Origin of the sequence: Akkermansia sp. RCC_12PD, from assembly GCF_036417355.1 — a bacterium.
In the GTDB taxonomy this organism is placed as follows: domain Bacteria; phylum Verrucomicrobiota; class Verrucomicrobiia; order Verrucomicrobiales; family Akkermansiaceae; genus Akkermansia.
This window is the reverse complement of record NZ_CP143889.1, coordinates 1,357,453-1,371,205: the sequence shown is the minus strand read 5'-3', so window position 1 is coordinate 1,371,205 and position 13,753 is coordinate 1,357,453. Positions and strand designations below refer to the sequence as shown.

The 13,753-nt window shown below is 58.8% G+C and carries 16 protein-coding genes; 7 read left to right on the top strand and 9 right to left on the bottom strand.

Going from position 1 to position 13,753, the window contains the following annotated elements; translation table 11 throughout:
* Both V3C20_RS05710 and V3C20_RS05705 read right to left on the bottom strand, forming a co-directional pair.
* Positions 1 to 168 carry a hypothetical protein gene (locus V3C20_RS05710; RefSeq protein WP_153816397.1) on the bottom strand — a complete coding sequence of 56 codons (168 nt, stop codon included), beginning with the start codon at positions 166 to 168 and terminating at the stop codon, positions 1 to 3.
* A gap of 62 nt (positions 169 to 230) precedes the next feature.
* Positions 231 to 2,795, bottom strand: coding sequence for a DNA topoisomerase (locus V3C20_RS05705; RefSeq protein WP_238623833.1), 2,565 nt, complete (start codon positions 2,793 to 2,795; stop codon positions 231 to 233).
* Between the two features lie 243 nt (positions 2,796 to 3,038).
* Here V3C20_RS05705 and V3C20_RS05700 point away from each other — a divergent pair, with 243 nt between their 5' ends.
* The gene (locus V3C20_RS05700) at positions 3,039 to 3,476 is read left to right on the top strand and encodes a hypothetical protein (RefSeq protein WP_130084203.1); all 438 of its coding nucleotides are present in this window, start codon (positions 3,039 to 3,041) and stop codon (positions 3,474 to 3,476) included.
* A 64-nt stretch (positions 3,477 to 3,540) separates the two neighbouring features.
* Here the strand turns inward: V3C20_RS05700 and cobA are convergent, their stop codons facing one another.
* Entirely contained in the window at positions 3,541 to 5,112 is a 1,572-nt protein-coding gene (cobA, locus tag V3C20_RS05695; protein WP_238623831.1) for a uroporphyrinogen-III C-methyltransferase, read from the bottom strand.
* A 177-nt stretch (positions 5,113 to 5,289) separates the two neighbouring features.
* Here cobA and V3C20_RS05690 point away from each other — a divergent pair, with 177 nt between their 5' ends.
* From V3C20_RS05690 to lpxI, 6 genes are all read left to right on the top strand, one after another.
* Positions 5,290 to 5,748 (top strand): PepSY-like domain-containing protein, encoded by a 459-nt coding sequence (locus V3C20_RS05690; RefSeq protein WP_161981373.1) that lies wholly within the window; start codon positions 5,290 to 5,292, stop codon positions 5,746 to 5,748.
* 179 nt (positions 5,749 to 5,927) lie between these two features.
* The gene (locus V3C20_RS05685) at positions 5,928 to 6,608 is read left to right on the top strand and encodes a zinc metallopeptidase (RefSeq protein ID WP_130084226.1); all 681 of its coding nucleotides are present in this window, start codon (positions 5,928 to 5,930) and stop codon (positions 6,606 to 6,608) included.
* Between the two features lie 107 nt (positions 6,609 to 6,715).
* Positions 6,716 to 7,717, top strand: a complete 1,002-nt coding sequence (locus tag V3C20_RS05680; RefSeq protein ID WP_238623830.1) for a thiamine pyrophosphate-dependent dehydrogenase E1 component subunit alpha — start codon at positions 6,716 to 6,718, stop codon at positions 7,715 to 7,717.
* A 21-nt stretch (positions 7,718 to 7,738) separates the two neighbouring features.
* Entirely contained in the window at positions 7,739 to 8,713 is a 975-nt protein-coding gene (locus V3C20_RS05675; protein WP_130084201.1) for a transketolase C-terminal domain-containing protein, read from the top strand.
* A gap of 19 nt (positions 8,714 to 8,732) precedes the next feature.
* A complete protein-coding gene (locus V3C20_RS05670; protein WP_130084200.1) occupies positions 8,733 to 10,007 on the top strand; it encodes a 2-oxo acid dehydrogenase subunit E2 in 1,275 nt (424 codons plus the stop codon).
* A gap of 32 nt (positions 10,008 to 10,039) precedes the next feature.
* Positions 10,040 to 10,903 carry a UDP-2,3-diacylglucosamine diphosphatase LpxI gene (gene lpxI / locus V3C20_RS05665; protein ID WP_130084199.1) on the top strand — a complete coding sequence of 288 codons (864 nt, stop codon included), beginning with the start codon at positions 10,040 to 10,042 and terminating at the stop codon, positions 10,901 to 10,903.
* Positions 10,904 to 10,991: 88 nt separating this feature from the next.
* On the opposite strand, the gene V3C20_RS05660 is transcribed toward lpxI, so the two are convergent.
* The 6 genes from V3C20_RS05660 to V3C20_RS05635 form a co-directional block, all read right to left on the bottom strand.
* Complete coding sequence (locus V3C20_RS05660; RefSeq protein ID WP_153812566.1) at positions 10,992 to 11,168, bottom strand: hypothetical protein; 177 nt, start codon at positions 11,166 to 11,168, stop codon at positions 10,992 to 10,994.
* Positions 11,169 to 11,222: 54 nt separating this feature from the next.
* Positions 11,223 to 11,552: a hypothetical protein gene (locus V3C20_RS05655; protein ID WP_130084198.1), complete on the bottom strand. Its 330-nt coding sequence runs from the start codon at positions 11,550 to 11,552 to the stop codon at positions 11,223 to 11,225.
* Positions 11,553 to 11,630: 78 nt separating this feature from the next.
* Positions 11,631 to 12,032, bottom strand: coding sequence for a hypothetical protein (locus V3C20_RS05650; protein WP_130084197.1), 402 nt, complete (start codon positions 12,030 to 12,032; stop codon positions 11,631 to 11,633).
* A 62-nt stretch (positions 12,033 to 12,094) separates the two neighbouring features.
* Positions 12,095 to 12,796 (bottom strand): MmcQ/YjbR family DNA-binding protein, encoded by a 702-nt coding sequence (locus V3C20_RS05645; protein WP_130084196.1) that lies wholly within the window; start codon positions 12,794 to 12,796, stop codon positions 12,095 to 12,097.
* A gap of 156 nt (positions 12,797 to 12,952) precedes the next feature.
* Positions 12,953 to 13,486 (bottom strand): WecB/TagA/CpsF family glycosyltransferase, encoded by a 534-nt coding sequence (locus V3C20_RS05640; protein WP_149875901.1) that lies wholly within the window; start codon positions 13,484 to 13,486, stop codon positions 12,953 to 12,955.
* Positions 13,438 to 13,743: a hypothetical protein gene (locus V3C20_RS05635; RefSeq protein WP_161984341.1), complete on the bottom strand. Its 306-nt coding sequence runs from the start codon at positions 13,741 to 13,743 to the stop codon at positions 13,438 to 13,440. The genes V3C20_RS05640 and V3C20_RS05635 overlap by 49 nt, the downstream gene beginning before the upstream one ends.
* Positions 13,744 to 13,753 lie beyond the last annotated feature (10 nt).

Sequence of the window (13,753 nt, the reverse complement as noted above, 5' to 3'; positions counted from 1 at the left end):
CTAGCACAAGGAAGAAGGGGAAAAAGCTTTTTCCACCCATCCCTCCGCCGCAGGCCAAGCGGAACCCTTCACGCCCCCGGCAAAAAGATGGTTGGAATCGCTGCTGCCGGAAAATCCGCCGTTAGAAAGCAGCCGCATCCGGCAGAAGGATGCTTCTCCTCTCAGCATTGCCGATTATCCTTTGTGCGGCAGGGGAAATCCGCAATCCATGCCTCTACAGGGAAAATTCCCTATTTCGACTTCGGTTTGCTTTCCTTCGCCTTTCCCTCTTTGGCATTCTTCCCGGAGGCTCCCGTTTTCCTGGCAGGGAACTTCTTTTCCCGGGGCGGGAATTCAAAGCCGATCTTGCCCAACTTGGCATTGAACACAAGATAGGCGTCAAACGGACGCTTGGTGCGCTGGGAAATGAATCCCTTCATCAAATCCGATTTGCCCTCCGAAAGGATCTTCAACACCTGGTCCAGGGGAATTTCACGGCCCAGGATGGTGCGGGCCACGGAAACGGGAGTATGTTCCTTCCCTACTGTCAGGGTAGGCAGTTTCCATGCCTTGGCGGTTTCCATCACGTCGTGCTCTCCCATACCGGGAACGGTGACGCTGGCGGCCTTCACGGCTTCTTCATTAACCGTCGACTCGTCCTCCTCCCTGGCGGGGAAGTACAAGGCGGCGCGGCACTTGTCGTTAAGTTCCAAACCTGCCTCAAAGGGCTTGCCGAAGCGGGATGTAAATCCTTGCAGAATCCCCGTCTTGCCGTCCACAATCAGGGTCTTCAACTCTTCATCCGCCATTTCGCGGCCGGAAATCACCTTGCGGATGCTGAACTTGCAGGAACGGCAGGAAACTGCATCCAGCGTATTCTTCAGACCGTGGACATGGCAACACGGGCAATCCAGGTCGATTTCCGGCAGTTCCACCTGCTGCTGGGCTTCCTGGAAGTCATGGACGCGCTTCACAATCTCCCCGGTTAGCTTCTTGATGCCGTCCATGAAGGATTCCCGGCCCAGGGACGCCTGCTCCATCTGCTTGAGCTTGTATTCCCATTCTCCGGTCAGGCTGGGGGATGTCAGAGTTTTCAGACCGATGCGTTCCAGCAGGGCGATCAATTCAATGCCGCGCCGCGTTGCCAGCAGGTCCCTGCCGTCGCGGGCAATGTATTCCTGGGAAATCAGACCTTCAATGATAGAGGCGCGGGTGGCGGGCGTACCCAGGCCGCGTTCGCTCATGGCGGCAGCCAATTCTTCGTCATGCACCAGTTTTCCGGCACCTTCCATGGCGGCCAGCAAGGTGGCTTCATTATAGCGGGCCGGGGGCTTGGTCATGGCGTTGCGTATCTCGATTTCGCGCACGGCAGCCTGTTCGCCGTCCTGCACCGGCACCAGTTCCTCCTTGGAGGAGCTGCCGGTCTTGCGGCCGTACACGGCCTGCCAGCCGGGTTCCACGAGCACGCGCCCCGTGGTCAGGAAGGCGTCCGTGACGCCGTCCCGATGGTCGATAAGAGTGGTTCGTCTGGTATCTTCAAAAACAGCGGGAGGGAAGAAAACGGCCAGGAAACGCGCCATGACCATTTCAAAAAGCTTCTGCACGTCGCCGCTCAGTTTTTCGATCTTGCCCGTCGGAATAATGGCGAAGTGGTCGCTTACCTTCTTGGTGTCGAACACGCGTCTGTTGGGCTTCACCCGCTTGTTATCCAGAATGTCTCTGGCAAAGGGGGCGAACTCCGCATTCTCCTCAGCCACGGCGCCGACAATGCCGTACACCTTGCCCAGATAATCTTCCGGCAGGTAGCGGGAATCCGTACGGGGATAAGTCAGCACTTTGTGCTTTTCATAGCACTCCTGGGCCAGCTGGAGCGTCCTTTTGGCGGAAAAGCCGTAACGGTTGGCGGCCTCCCTCTGGAGGGAAGTCAAATCGTACAGCAGAGGGGCAATCGTCGTGACGGGCTTTTTTTCTTCCGTTACCGTACCGGACTTGCCCCGGCAGCGGTCGCGGATGACGGTGGCCAGCGCCGAATCCCAGATGCGCTCCGCACGGGAATGGGGATTGTCGTTCTTCTTCCAGTCACGGTCAATCCAGCGGCCGGAATAAACTCCGGATTGAACGCCGAAATCCGCCCACACCTCGGAATAGGGTTCCGGTTCAAACGCCTGGATCTCCAGTTCGCGCTGCGTCAGGATGGCGAGCGTCGGCGTTTGGACGCGTCCGGCGGGCGTTACGCTGAACCCTCCGCGGGATTGAAGAATGGTCAGGGCGCGGGTGCTGTTCAGGCCTATCAGCCAGTCGGACTCGGAACGGCAGACGGCGGCGTTGGTCAGCGGCTGCATGTCTGCCTCGCTGCGCATGCTGTGCCAGGCGTTCAAAATGGCCTCGTCCGTCATGGACTGCATCCAGAGGCGGCGCGCGGGCTTTGTCCACTTTCCGTACCGCACCAGGTTGTGAAAAATCAATTCCCCTTCGCGGCCGGCATCGCATGCGTTGACGATTTCCGTCACATCCTTGCTCTTGGCAAGCTGAAGAACCTTTTTCAAACGGTCTTCGGACTGCTTGATGGGCTCCAGTTCAAAGGACTTGGGAATGACGGGCAGATAATCGAACTTCCAGGGAAGCGACTTGCCGCCCTCCGTCATGGGCTTCTTCTGCTCCAGAAGATGGCCTACGGCGGAGGTGATGATGGCTTTGTCGTTCTGGTAAAAGGAACCGGACTTGTCACGGGTGAATTTTCCAAGCTCTTTGCCGAGAACTCTCGCCAAATCAGTGGCTACGCTCGGCTTTTCTGCTATAATTAAGGTTTTGGACATATGAAAGGCTCGGAAAGATGAAAATAGTGGAAAATACGTGCACGTCAAAAACCGCTCCTGGCGGCGCGTTGCATCTGGAGGTGAATTCCTACTCCCCTACCCCCCATCCTTGTCAATCACCAATTATGTATCTACGGAAAAAGTGCCCCTTTATGTCAGGATTAAGGGCATTTCCGCTATTTCTCACACGGTACAGCCTCGCTGTTCCCTTGCCAGCCGCGCAGCCGCATGCTATGAAACCGGATGATGAAAAGAAGCCTTTTTCCCGTTCTGTTTCCGGCCTGCATCGCCCTGCTGGCGGCCTGTTCCCCTACGCCGTCCGACCGCATCGCCAAAAACATGCCGGTTTACCAGCAACTGCCAAAGGAACAGCAAGTCAAAGTAGCACGGGGAGAACTGGAAAAAGGAATGAGTCCGGAGGCCGTCCTTCTGGCCTGGGGGGAACCGGAACAGAAAATGGCGGGGTGGAGCAACGGCAAAAATACGGAACGTTGGATTTACACGCGTAGCGGCACAGGCTGGTCCCTGGGGCTGGGCGGGGGCGGATTCCGCGGCAGGGACTCCGGCGTCGGTACCGGAGTCGGCGTAACCATGCCGCTGGGAGGCAGGCCTCCCATTTCATACAACGTCCTGTTTGAAAACGGAAAAGTCGTCAGTTGGGAAGCCGTCAAGGGCTTCTGACACATCGGCGTCCCAAGACGGAACCATGCGCCAGAAGGCACGCGGAGCCACGGCCTTCTCCCCGTTACTTGCCGCAGGCCTTGAGGATGGCTTCCACCAGGCCGTTGATATCATGCTCCCTGGCCTTGATGGCAGGGGGATGTCCCAGTTCCTTTAAAGTATCCGTAGTCACGGGGCCGATGCTGGCCGCCTTGCACCCGGCCGGCCAGGGCAGTCCGAGCTTGAAGAAATTCTCCGCCGTGGAGGAGCTGGTGAACGTCACGATGTCCGCCCCCGTCTCCCGGAAGACAGCCTGGGCTCCGGCCACATCATCCGTCTCCGGTTCCGTTTTATAAGCTACGCATTCGTCCACAATGGCTCCCATGGACATCAGGCCGTCGTAGATAACGCGGCGGGCGTCTTCCCCGCGTACCCACAGAAACGTGCTGTGTTCAATGGTGCCTATCTCCTCCCGGGCGTCCTTGAATGCCTTGACCAGCCCTTCCGCCACGTACTTCTTAGGCATGATATCCACAGCCAGCCCGTATTCCCGGAGCTTGGCTTCCGTCCCCGGCCCGATGGCGGCGATCCTGGCGCCCCCGATGCTCCGGATGTCCTTGTATACGGCAAAAAATGCCTGGAAGAAGCGTTCCACGCCGTTGGGACTGGAAAAAACAAGCCAGTCATAGGTATGGGCATGCACTACGGCTTCCGCAAATTCCCGCTTGTCCGTAGGGGGGGCGATTCGGATGGTGGGCATTTCCAGCACTTCCGCACCCAGGCGGCGCAGCCGGGAACTCAATTCCCCCGCCTGCGCCCGCGTGCGGGTCACCACGATGCGCTTTCCGAACAAGGGAAGGCGTTCAAACCAATCCAGATGGACGCGTTCCTCCACAACGTCCCCGATCACGACCACGGACGGAGCGCCCAGCCCGGCCTTCAACACTTTTCCGGGCAGTGTCTCCACCGTACCCGCCACGGTGCGCTGTCTCCCCGTCGTGGCCCATTGAATGGCGGCGGCAGGCGTAGAAGGGGTCTGTCCATAACCGATCAGGGCCTTGCATATTTCCTCCAGCTTCTGCATGCCCATCAGCATGACCTTCGTCCCCTGAGCCTCTGCGATTCCCTTCAAGTCCAAGGAAGACTCCTTCTTGTTCACGTCTTCATGGCCCGTAAACACGGTAAACTGCGTGCAATGCCTGCGGTGCGTCACCGGAATGCCCGCATAGGCGGGACCCGCAATGGCGGAAGTGATGCCCGGTACAACTTCAAAAGCAACGCCGGCAGCATTCAGGGCTTCCGCCTCCTCTCCCCCCCGGCCGAACACATACGGGTCTCCCCCTTTCAGCCGCACCACTTTTTTCCCATTGCGGGCCAGCTTGACCAGCAGGGCATTGATTTCCTCCTGCGGCAGCGCATGCCGGGAAGCTCTTTTGCCTACAAAAATCCTTTCACAGAAAACGGGCGCCCAATTCAGCATCTCTGCGGAACTCAGCGCGTCGTACACCAGCACTTCCGCCGTTTCCACCAGCTCCCGGCCGCGGACCGTAATCAGACCGGGGTCTCCCGGACCCGCTCCAAGCAAATAGACGATACCCTGTTGCATGTTGTCATTCAACCTCACGAACAGTCCCCTGGCGATAACAAACCCCGCCATACGCACACGTACGCTCGTAAAACGGAAACTGTTCCTGTGGATGGGGGAAAATTCCCGGAGACACCCCCTTCCAATCAAATCCGCCTCATTTTTCTGAGGGTAATGCGTGACGCAACTGTCACACGGAAGCCTGAAAAAAATCTTGTTTTTTTAATGAATACAATTATTGCATATGTTATGAACATTTCCGGAATTCTTTTACCAGTTCTCTGTGCCGCATTCATCGCATCCGGTTTTGCAGACATCCCGGCCTCCAATGTGCCCGCCCCCGTCAAAGCCCAAGTGCAGAACCAGTTTCCGAACGCCGGCGTCATCGAATGGGACTTTGACCATGACGAAGACGTCTATGAAGCGGAATTCCACATCAACGGCCTGGAATACGAGATGAAACTCTCCGCAGACGGCACCGTCTTCCTCATCAAGGCGGATGTTCCCCTCCAGAGCCTTCCTGCTCCGGTCACGGCGGCGGTCGCTAAGGACTTTCCGGGATACGCCCTGCGCAGCGCCAAACAAATCACCGTACGGGGAACCGTAAAATACCGCGTCGACTGCCGTTCGGAAAGCGCCGCCGTCCGAAAGCTGGAACTGTATTATACCCCGGACGGCAGGCTACTTTCCAAAAAAATTGACGACTGATCCTTCCCCAGGGGCATGAACCCTTGATGACAAACGGGCCGTACACTGACACGCCGCTCGCTGGAGTCAATGAAACCAGATGATATAAAGTCAAAACTGCAATGATTGAATTCTTCAACGTAAATATCCTTTCCTATTACGTGCAAAACGCGGAATCCGCTCCGCAGCATTCCTATACCATTTATTGGATCATCCTGCTGGGCTCCATGCTGCTCAGCTGGCTGGTCAGCGCGCGGATGAAAAGCCGTTTCAGCGAATACTCCCAGATTCCCATCCCGATGACGGGACGGGAAGTGGCTGAGCAAATGCTGAAAGACAACCACATCACGGACGTCAAGGTGACGTCCACCCCAGGCCATCTGACGGACCACTACAATCCGGCGGACAAGACCGTCAATTTGAGCGAATCCGTTTACAACTCCAACAGCATCGCGGCAGCGGCCGTGGCGGCCCATGAAGTGGGGCATGCCGTCCAGCACGCCCAGGCCTACCACTGGCTGGGACTGCGCTCCGCGCTGGTGCCCGTGGTGCAGCTATCCTCCAACCTGGTCGGAATCGTGCTGATGATCGGCATTGTCCTGCTGGCGATGGGCGGTTCCCCCTGGGTATTGGGGCTGGGCATCGGCCTGTTCGCCGTCACTACGATATTTGCTTTCATCACGCTACCGGTGGAATTTGACGCTTCCGCCAGAGCTCTGAAATGGCTGGACCGCTCACACCTGATGAACTATTTTGACCATGGCAAGGCCAAAAGCGCCCTCTTCTGGGCGGCCATGACCTATGTGGTGGGGGCTCTTTCCTCCCTGGCCATGCTGCTGTACTACGTGTTCATTTTCATGAACGCCAGGGGCAGAAACTGACCCCTGCGAACCTTCCGGACCGGCCCTCCGGCCGACCGGAAGGCCGGGAGGCCCGGCGTATGATGAAATGACATTGCATTTCCGCATGCAGCATATAAAATAAGGACGTGGCACATGGCGACACTACATTACCGGATTTGCAGGCAAGCGCCCTCAAGGCCTATCAAGCCATTCTTCTGGCGCGCGCCTTCGACACCAAAATTTCCAGCCTTTATAAAGCCGGAAAAATCACGGGCGGCGTTTATCTGGGCAGGGGCCATGAGGCCATTGCCGCCTGCGGCGGCGTTTTTCTTACCGCCGGCTACGACGTAATTGCGCCCTTCATCCGCGAACAGGCCGCCCGCGTCGCATGGGGGGAACCTATCATTGAGGCGGCACGCGCCTACCTGGGGTCCGCCCTGGGATACATGAAGGGGAGGGACGGCAACGTTCACCGCGGCCTTCCGGCTGAAGGCTACATGGCCCCCATCAGCCATCTGGGCAGCTCCGTGGCTTTTGTCAACGGCTGCCTTTTCGCCAAACGGCTGGACGGCAAGCTTCCGGGCCCCGTAGGCATGGTTTTCTGCGGGGACGGCACCACTTCCACGGGAGCCTTTCATGAAGCGGCCAACATGGCCAAGGTGGAACAGCTTCCCCTGGTGCTGGTCGTGACGAATAACCAATTCGCCTATTCCACGCCCAATGTCCGCGAATTCGGCACTGCCTCCCTGGCGGACAGGGGCCGCGGCTACGGATTCGCCGTTCATGAAGTGGACGGCACTGACTTCATGGCCCTTCTGGAAACGTTCCGGAAAGCCGTAGGCAGCGCGCGCATCGGAGATGGCCCCCAGTGGGTGCTGGCCAAAACCCTGCGCATGTGCGGCCACGGGGAACATGACGACGCCTCTTACATCCCTAAGGAACTGAAGGAGGAATATGAAAAAAAGGACCCCGTATCCGTCGCGGAGCGCCAGCTTCTGGAAGCCGGATGGCTTACTCCGGAAGAAGCGGCGGACCTGAAACGGCAGTATGCGGACGAAGTGCAGCTTGCCGTAGCCACGGCACAGCGGGAACCGGAGCCGGACCCCTTCCGGGAAGACTGGAACGCCACTGTCTGGAGACCTTATTAAGACCGCAAACGGAACATTCCCATGAGCGTAACATACATTGATGCCATTCACGACGCCCAGAAAGACCTGCTGACGGAAGACAAGGACGTCTTCCTGTACGGGCAGGACATAGGCGTTTTCGGCGGCGCATTCAAGGCCACCAAGGGCCTGAAGGATCTGTTCCCGGACCGCGTGATAGACGCCCCCATCAGTGAGGACGCCATGGCGGGCATGGTCACCGGCGCGGCCGTCATGGGCAAAAAGCCCATCATGGAAGTCCAGTTTGCGGACTTCAGCACGATTGCTTTCAACCAGATTGTCAACATGGCCGCCACCCACTACTACCGTACGGGCATTCCGGCCAATATTACAGTGCGTCTCCCCTGCGGCGGAACGCCCGGCACGGGCCCCTTCCACAGCCAGAGCATGGAAGCCCTGTTCGCCCATTATCCCGGTCTGCATGTCATGACGCCGGCCACGGTGGCGGACGCCTACTGGATGCTTCGCCAGGCCGTGGAAATCCCTGATCCGGTCATCTTCCTGGAACACAAATTCCTGTACCGCTGGTTAAAGGCGGAAGACAACTACAAGGAAGCACCCGTCGTCCCCTTCGGCATGGCGCGCATCGCCCGCACCGGAAAACACGCCACAGTAGTGGCGTACAGCGCCATGGTGCATGAAGCCGTCCGTGCGGCGGACCTTCTGGCGCGGGAAAGCGGTTATGAAGTGGAAGTGGTGGACATGCGCACCGTGCGTCCGCTGGACATGGACACCGTCATCGCCTCCGTGGCGCGCACGGGCCGCGTGCTGGTAGTCGGGGAAGACTTTCCGTGGGGCGGAGTCACGGCGGAAATAGTCTCCCGCATCGTGGCGGAAGGCTTCCACCTGCTTGACGCGCCTCCCCAGCGGCTCAACGCCAAAGACACGCCCATCCCCCAGCATCCCAACCTGTGGAAAGCTCACCGTCCCACTCTGGAATCCATCGCCGCGTCCATCCGCCATCTTTTATCCATTTGATTCAACCCAGTTTCCAACCATGCCTAAAGTACCCATTCTCATGCCCCAGCTCGGGGACTCCATTGCGGAGGCCACCGTGCTCCGCCTGCTGGCGGCTCCGGGGGACACCGTAGAAGCCGACCAGGAAATCTTTGAGGTAGAGACCAACAAGGCCACGATGGGCGTCACCACCATGTGCGGCGGCATCCTCAGCGACATGTTCATCAAGGAGGGGGACTCCGTCGTGGTCGGCGCCTGCATGGCGATGATTGAGGCCACGGACGAGGAAATAGAACGTTCCGGGGCCACCCCGGCGGGGGAAGACAACCAGCCCTCCCTGCCCGCCAGCCCGGAATCCGTCCCCCATTCCTCCCCTGCCGCCCCCGCCGCGACGGACAAGCCTGCCGGTGTCCACTTCGGCATAACGGGAGACTCCTATCAGGAACACGACGCAGACCTGAAGGTACAGCCCAGCGTGCGCGGATTGCCCGTTCCCGCCGGCATGAAAGGCGCCCACTACATGTCCCCCCGCATGAAAGCCCGCATGGATGAACTCGGCATGAGGGCGTCCGACATAGCCTTCATCTCCGGTTCCGGATCCGGCGGCCGCGTCACCATTGATGATCTGGAGGAATTCCTGGAATACGTCAGCCAGTGGCCGCGCCGCAAGGCATCCTCCATGCGCTTGGCCGTGGCGGACGCCATGCGCCGCAGCTGGACGCGTCCTCTGGCCTCCGCCGGGCGTCCCGTGTTCATGGATCCCCTGATCAAACACAGGCAGCACTCCCCGCACCGGCCCGGCATCACCCTTTACTTTGCGCGCGCCCTGGCTTTGGCCCTGGCGGAAAACCCGGAATGTGCGGGCTATCTGGTGGGGGAAAACATCCTTTCCCCTCGCACCATTGACATCGGCATCGCCGTTCAGGTGGCGGACGGCGTCATGGTTCCCGTACTGCGCCGTGTGAATGAACGGACAATGGAAGAACTGCTGGAGGACTACAACCGCCTGATCGCCCAGGCGCGCCGCAGAAGGCTGGCCCCGGAAGACAGCACGGGGGGCATCGCCACTGTCACCAACTTCGGCGGCTTCGGCCTAACCTTCGCCGCTCCCATGCCCATGCCCAGCGAATCCATCATTCTGGGCGTAGGCGCCGTGACCAAGACCCCGGTATGGAGCGATGAAGTGGAAGCGTTCATTCCCATTTCCAAAGCCAACATCGTGGCTACAGGAGACCACCGCGTGGTGGACGGCGCCGACATCGGCCGCGTGCTCAAGCGGGTGGCGGAACTGCTCCAGCGCCCGGAATACCTGTAACTCTTTCCATTCCTCCCGCCTGCCCAAGCCGCATGACCACCAACCCGCCCGTCTTAGGTCTGGTAGCCGGTGACGGAGCCTATCCGGAATACATCGTCCGGGGAGCGCGCCGCCACACGCCGCACCTGCGCATCGTGGCCGTGGGCTTCAAGGGGGAAACCAACCCAGCGGTCATTCCCTTGTGCGACGAGTACCGGGAATTCAGCGTAGGGCAGATCAGCAAGCCCTTCTCCTTCCTGAAAAAACACGGTGTGACCGACGTCATCATGGCGGGGGGCATCAACCCCAAAAACATCCTTTCCCTCCGGCCGGACCTGCGCGCCCTTTCCGTCCTGATGCGCATGCCGGAGAAAAACGCGGACTCCCTGCTGGGGGCGGTCATCACGGAAGCGGAAAAGGAAGGCTTCAACATCCTGCCTGCCTCCACATACATGGAGGAACACATGCCCCAGCCGGGTCACATCGCCGGCCCCAGACCCACCCCGGAGCAATGGGAAGACGCCGTCTTCGGCATGCAAACGGCTAAGGAAATCAGCCGTCTGCACATCGGCCAGTCCGTCATCGTGCACCATGGCACCGTGGTGGCCGTGGAAGCCATTGAAGGCACCAACAACTGCATCCGCCGCGGCGGCGAGCTGGGCAACGGCAAACCCGCCACGTTGGCCAAAGTAGCCCGCCTGGGGCACGACATGCGCTTCGACATCCCCACCGTAGGCCCCGTCACCATCCAGACGTGCGCGGAATGCGGCATCAGGCAAATCGCCCTGGAAGCGGGAAAAACCATCCTGCTGGAACGGGACCGGGTGGAGCAGCTGTGCAAGAAGCATAAGATCAGCCTGCACGCCCTCCAACTTCCGGAAGAAGGCGCCCCTTCTCCAGCAAACCAGCCTGCATAGAAATCCCCCTGCCCGGGAAACCCTGACAAGGGGAAATCATTCCGCATACGGGATGCAGAATAAAAAACGGCTTATTCACTCGCGGGAATTAAGCGTCTTTGTCCTTGTGCATCATGGACTTGGTCTTGTCACTTACACCGGAAGCCATATCCTTGACGCCTTCCTTGCCTTTTTCGTAGGCGTCCTTCATCACCTGCTTGCCCTCTTCCATCTTTCCGGAAGCGGCATCTTTGGAGCATCCACAGCCTTCATGCATATGGTTCATATGATCTTTGGAGTCACACATAATAATTAAATGGTTTGTTTTTTATCGTTTGAATTAACCGTTTTTCACAGCATCACCGACGGCTTCGGCCTTATCGGCAGCCCTGTCCGCCGCATGGTCCACGGCTTCCTTGCTGTCCTGGTAAGTATCCTTGACGGCTTCCTTGCTTCTTTCGTAAGCGCCCTTCATCGCTTCCTTGCCTTCCTTCATTTTTTCAGAAGCGGCATCCTTGGCGGCTTGGGCACCCTTTTTCATGTGGTCCTTGGCTTCGGCCATGTCCTTGTCACCCTTGGTGCAGGAACCGCTGTTACAAGCGCTCTGGGCCAGGGCCACGACGGGAACTGCAACGGCTACCGCTGCTATAGCATATATCAATTTTTTCATGACGTTGTTCTATTTGGATTCATTCCAATAGACCCTTTCTTCATGAAAAACTATGAATACAGTCGTGTCATTCTGCGTTCACTCCTGCAAATCAAAAGCCATAACAGCCGCGGAGGCAACGCAGTCCCGGCACGGAACACGGCCTTCTTTTTTCAGGTCTCTGCAATGGGAATAACCCAGCTTTTCCACAAACCGCCGCTTCAGCTCCTCCCTTGACTGCACGGGCGTGCACAGGAGGGCTCCATACAAGGCGCCGCATACCCCGTCAGGCGCTCTTCCCGTGCCGCACGCGGAGACGGCTTCCAGCAAATCCTCCCTTCCCAGCGCCGCGCAAACGGCCTGGGCGCAGTTGTGGCGCCAGGGTTCCGTGCGGAAGGTGGACAGCGCCTTTTCTTCAACGTTCATGCCCCCACTGTAGGCCCGGCCTCCTTCCGGGTCAAGAGCCCCGTCCTCCCTTCCATCCGCGAACTCCGCCGCCATATTCCGGATGGATTCCGGGTGCGGAGAATATATGCCGTCCGGAAAACCGCCGGAAACGGCATTCACTTCCCGGCAAGACGGCGGCTGGTCCCCAGGCGCGCGGCCAGTTCTTCAAAAGGAATGGTCCCGTCCAGACAAAGGCTCACCCAGCTTTTCTTATTCATATGGTAGGCCGGAAAACGACTGCGATGGTCCACAAGGCCGTCAAGCTCTCCGGGACAAACCCGCAAATTCAGCACCTCAACCCTCTCTTTGGAACTGCTGCCCAGCTTCAGCCGCGGCACGGCCAGAAAAACGGCATACCATTTTTCCGTGTCCTTCCGGCGCACAATGGCGCTCCCCGGCGACTTGCGCCACAGGAATTCCAGTTCGTCCCCGTAAACCTCCCGGACGTGAGCGACGAGGCTCCGGGCAGGATCGCCGTGGAAGAAATCAGGCTCAAAGCAGCATTCTGCCACATGCCACAGTTCTTCCTCATATTCCCTCCGGAGCGCCCTTTCCTGCAACTTGTCCGCCGCCTCCCGGGCTGAATGCCGGATGTCCCTCCCGTCTGCATCATGCATTGCCACGCAGACGGAACCGTCCGCGCGTATTTCAAATTCCATGCGGCGGCCATTCAGCAGTTTTGTCCGGTACAGGAAACCGTTTTCTCCGCGAACGCAGCCGAAGGGGAGCAGCTTTTCTTCACACAGTTTCCTGTCTCTGAAAACGCGCTCCACGGCTTTTTCATACCAGGTTTTCCGGGGAATGCGGTGAAAGAACATAGGAGAAATGGAGTTTAAGGCGGCGCAGGAATGAGAAACGTCACCCGTACCCCTTGCGGACGTGCAGGACCGGGAGAAGACATGATAAAACCGCACAAGAACGGTACAAGCCAAAAAACCTGCGCCTCCTGTCCGGGGCACGCACCGGAAAAGGCTTTACCGTCCCGTCAGCAGGTACCACACGAACAGGCTGTTATGCTTCACGTACCGCTTGAGCAGCCTTCCCGGCTCCCTGCAAATGCGGTACAGCCATTCCAGACTGTTCTTCTGCATCCACACCGGCGCACGCTTCACCGTGCCCGCATGAAAGGCAAAAGCCGCTCCCACGCCTGCATACACGGCGGGAGGAAGCAGGTCCTTCTGTTCCGCCATCCACCGTTCCTGCTTGGGACATCCCAGCCCCACCCAGACCACATTGGCTCCGCTGCTGGCAATGGCCTCCCTCATATCCTGCAAATCCTTCTCACTCCAGTAGCGGAACGGCGGAGAATAAACTCCGGCCAAACAAAAACCGGGGAACTTTTCCGCCAGCCTGGCCGCCAGGGTTTCCAGTGTCCTTTCGTCGCCCCCCAGCAGAAAATGTCTCAGGCCGGGATATTCGGCATTCGCCTTCACCACGGCTTCCATCAAATCCGGCCCGCTCACGCGTTCGGCGGTCTTCCCCCCCCCCGCACTCTGTTGAGCTTCCATACCACCGGCATGCCATCCGGACAAATCACATCCATCCTCTCCAAAACCGCGCCATACTCCGGTTCATGTACGCCGCGAGTTATCACGTGCACATCTGCGGCGGCTACCAGAAAAGGGGCTTCCCCGGCCAAGGCACGTTCCACCAGAACGGAGCACATCTCTCCAACGGAGCTTACGGCCACGGAAAAGCCGAACACGTCTCTGGTGCCGATATCCGGCGACGCGTCATTCCTGTTCTTGTCGGGAAAAGAGGTCATGTCGGCAGGG

Excerpts from the sequence above, each read along its gene's own strand:
- V3C20_RS05675 (WP_130084201.1), top strand. The coding sequence starts at position 7,739 with ATGAGCGTAACATACATTGATGCCATTCACGACGCCCAGAAAGACCTG.
- cobA (WP_238623831.1), bottom strand. The coding sequence starts at position 5,112 with ATGGCGGGGTTTGTTATCGCCAGGGGACTGTTCGTGAGGTTGAATGAC.
- V3C20_RS05700 (WP_130084203.1), top strand. The coding sequence starts at position 3,039 with ATGATGAAAAGAAGCCTTTTTCCCGTTCTGTTTCCGGCCTGCATCGCC.
- V3C20_RS05645 (WP_130084196.1), bottom strand. The coding sequence starts at position 12,796 with ATGTTCTTTCACCGCATTCCCCGGAAAACCTGGTATGAAAAAGCCGTG.
- V3C20_RS05660 (WP_153812566.1), bottom strand. The coding sequence starts at position 11,168 with ATGAACCATATGCATGAAGGCTGTGGATGCTCCAAAGATGCCGCTTCC.
- V3C20_RS05635 (WP_161984341.1), bottom strand. The coding sequence starts at position 13,743 with ATGACCTCTTTTCCCGACAAGAACAGGAATGACGCGTCGCCGGATATC.
- lpxI (WP_130084199.1), top strand. The coding sequence starts at position 10,040 with ATGACCACCAACCCGCCCGTCTTAGGTCTGGTAGCCGGTGACGGAGCC.
- V3C20_RS05705 (WP_238623833.1), bottom strand. The coding sequence starts at position 2,795 with ATGTCCAAAACCTTAATTATAGCAGAAAAGCCGAGCGTAGCCACTGAT.
- V3C20_RS05690 (WP_161981373.1), top strand. The coding sequence starts at position 5,290 with ATGAACATTTCCGGAATTCTTTTACCAGTTCTCTGTGCCGCATTCATC.
- V3C20_RS05670 (WP_130084200.1), top strand. The coding sequence starts at position 8,733 with ATGCCTAAAGTACCCATTCTCATGCCCCAGCTCGGGGACTCCATTGCG.
- V3C20_RS05650 (WP_130084197.1), bottom strand. The coding sequence starts at position 12,032 with ATGGCGGCGGAGTTCGCGGATGGAAGGGAGGACGGGGCTCTTGACCCG.
- V3C20_RS05655 (WP_130084198.1), bottom strand. The coding sequence starts at position 11,552 with ATGAAAAAATTGATATATGCTATAGCAGCGGTAGCCGTTGCAGTTCCC.
- V3C20_RS05640 (WP_149875901.1), bottom strand. The coding sequence starts at position 13,486 with ATGGAAGCTCAACAGAGTGCGGGGGGGGGGAAGACCGCCGAACGCGTG.
- V3C20_RS05710 (WP_153816397.1), bottom strand. The coding sequence starts at position 168 with ATGCTGAGAGGAGAAGCATCCTTCTGCCGGATGCGGCTGCTTTCTAAC.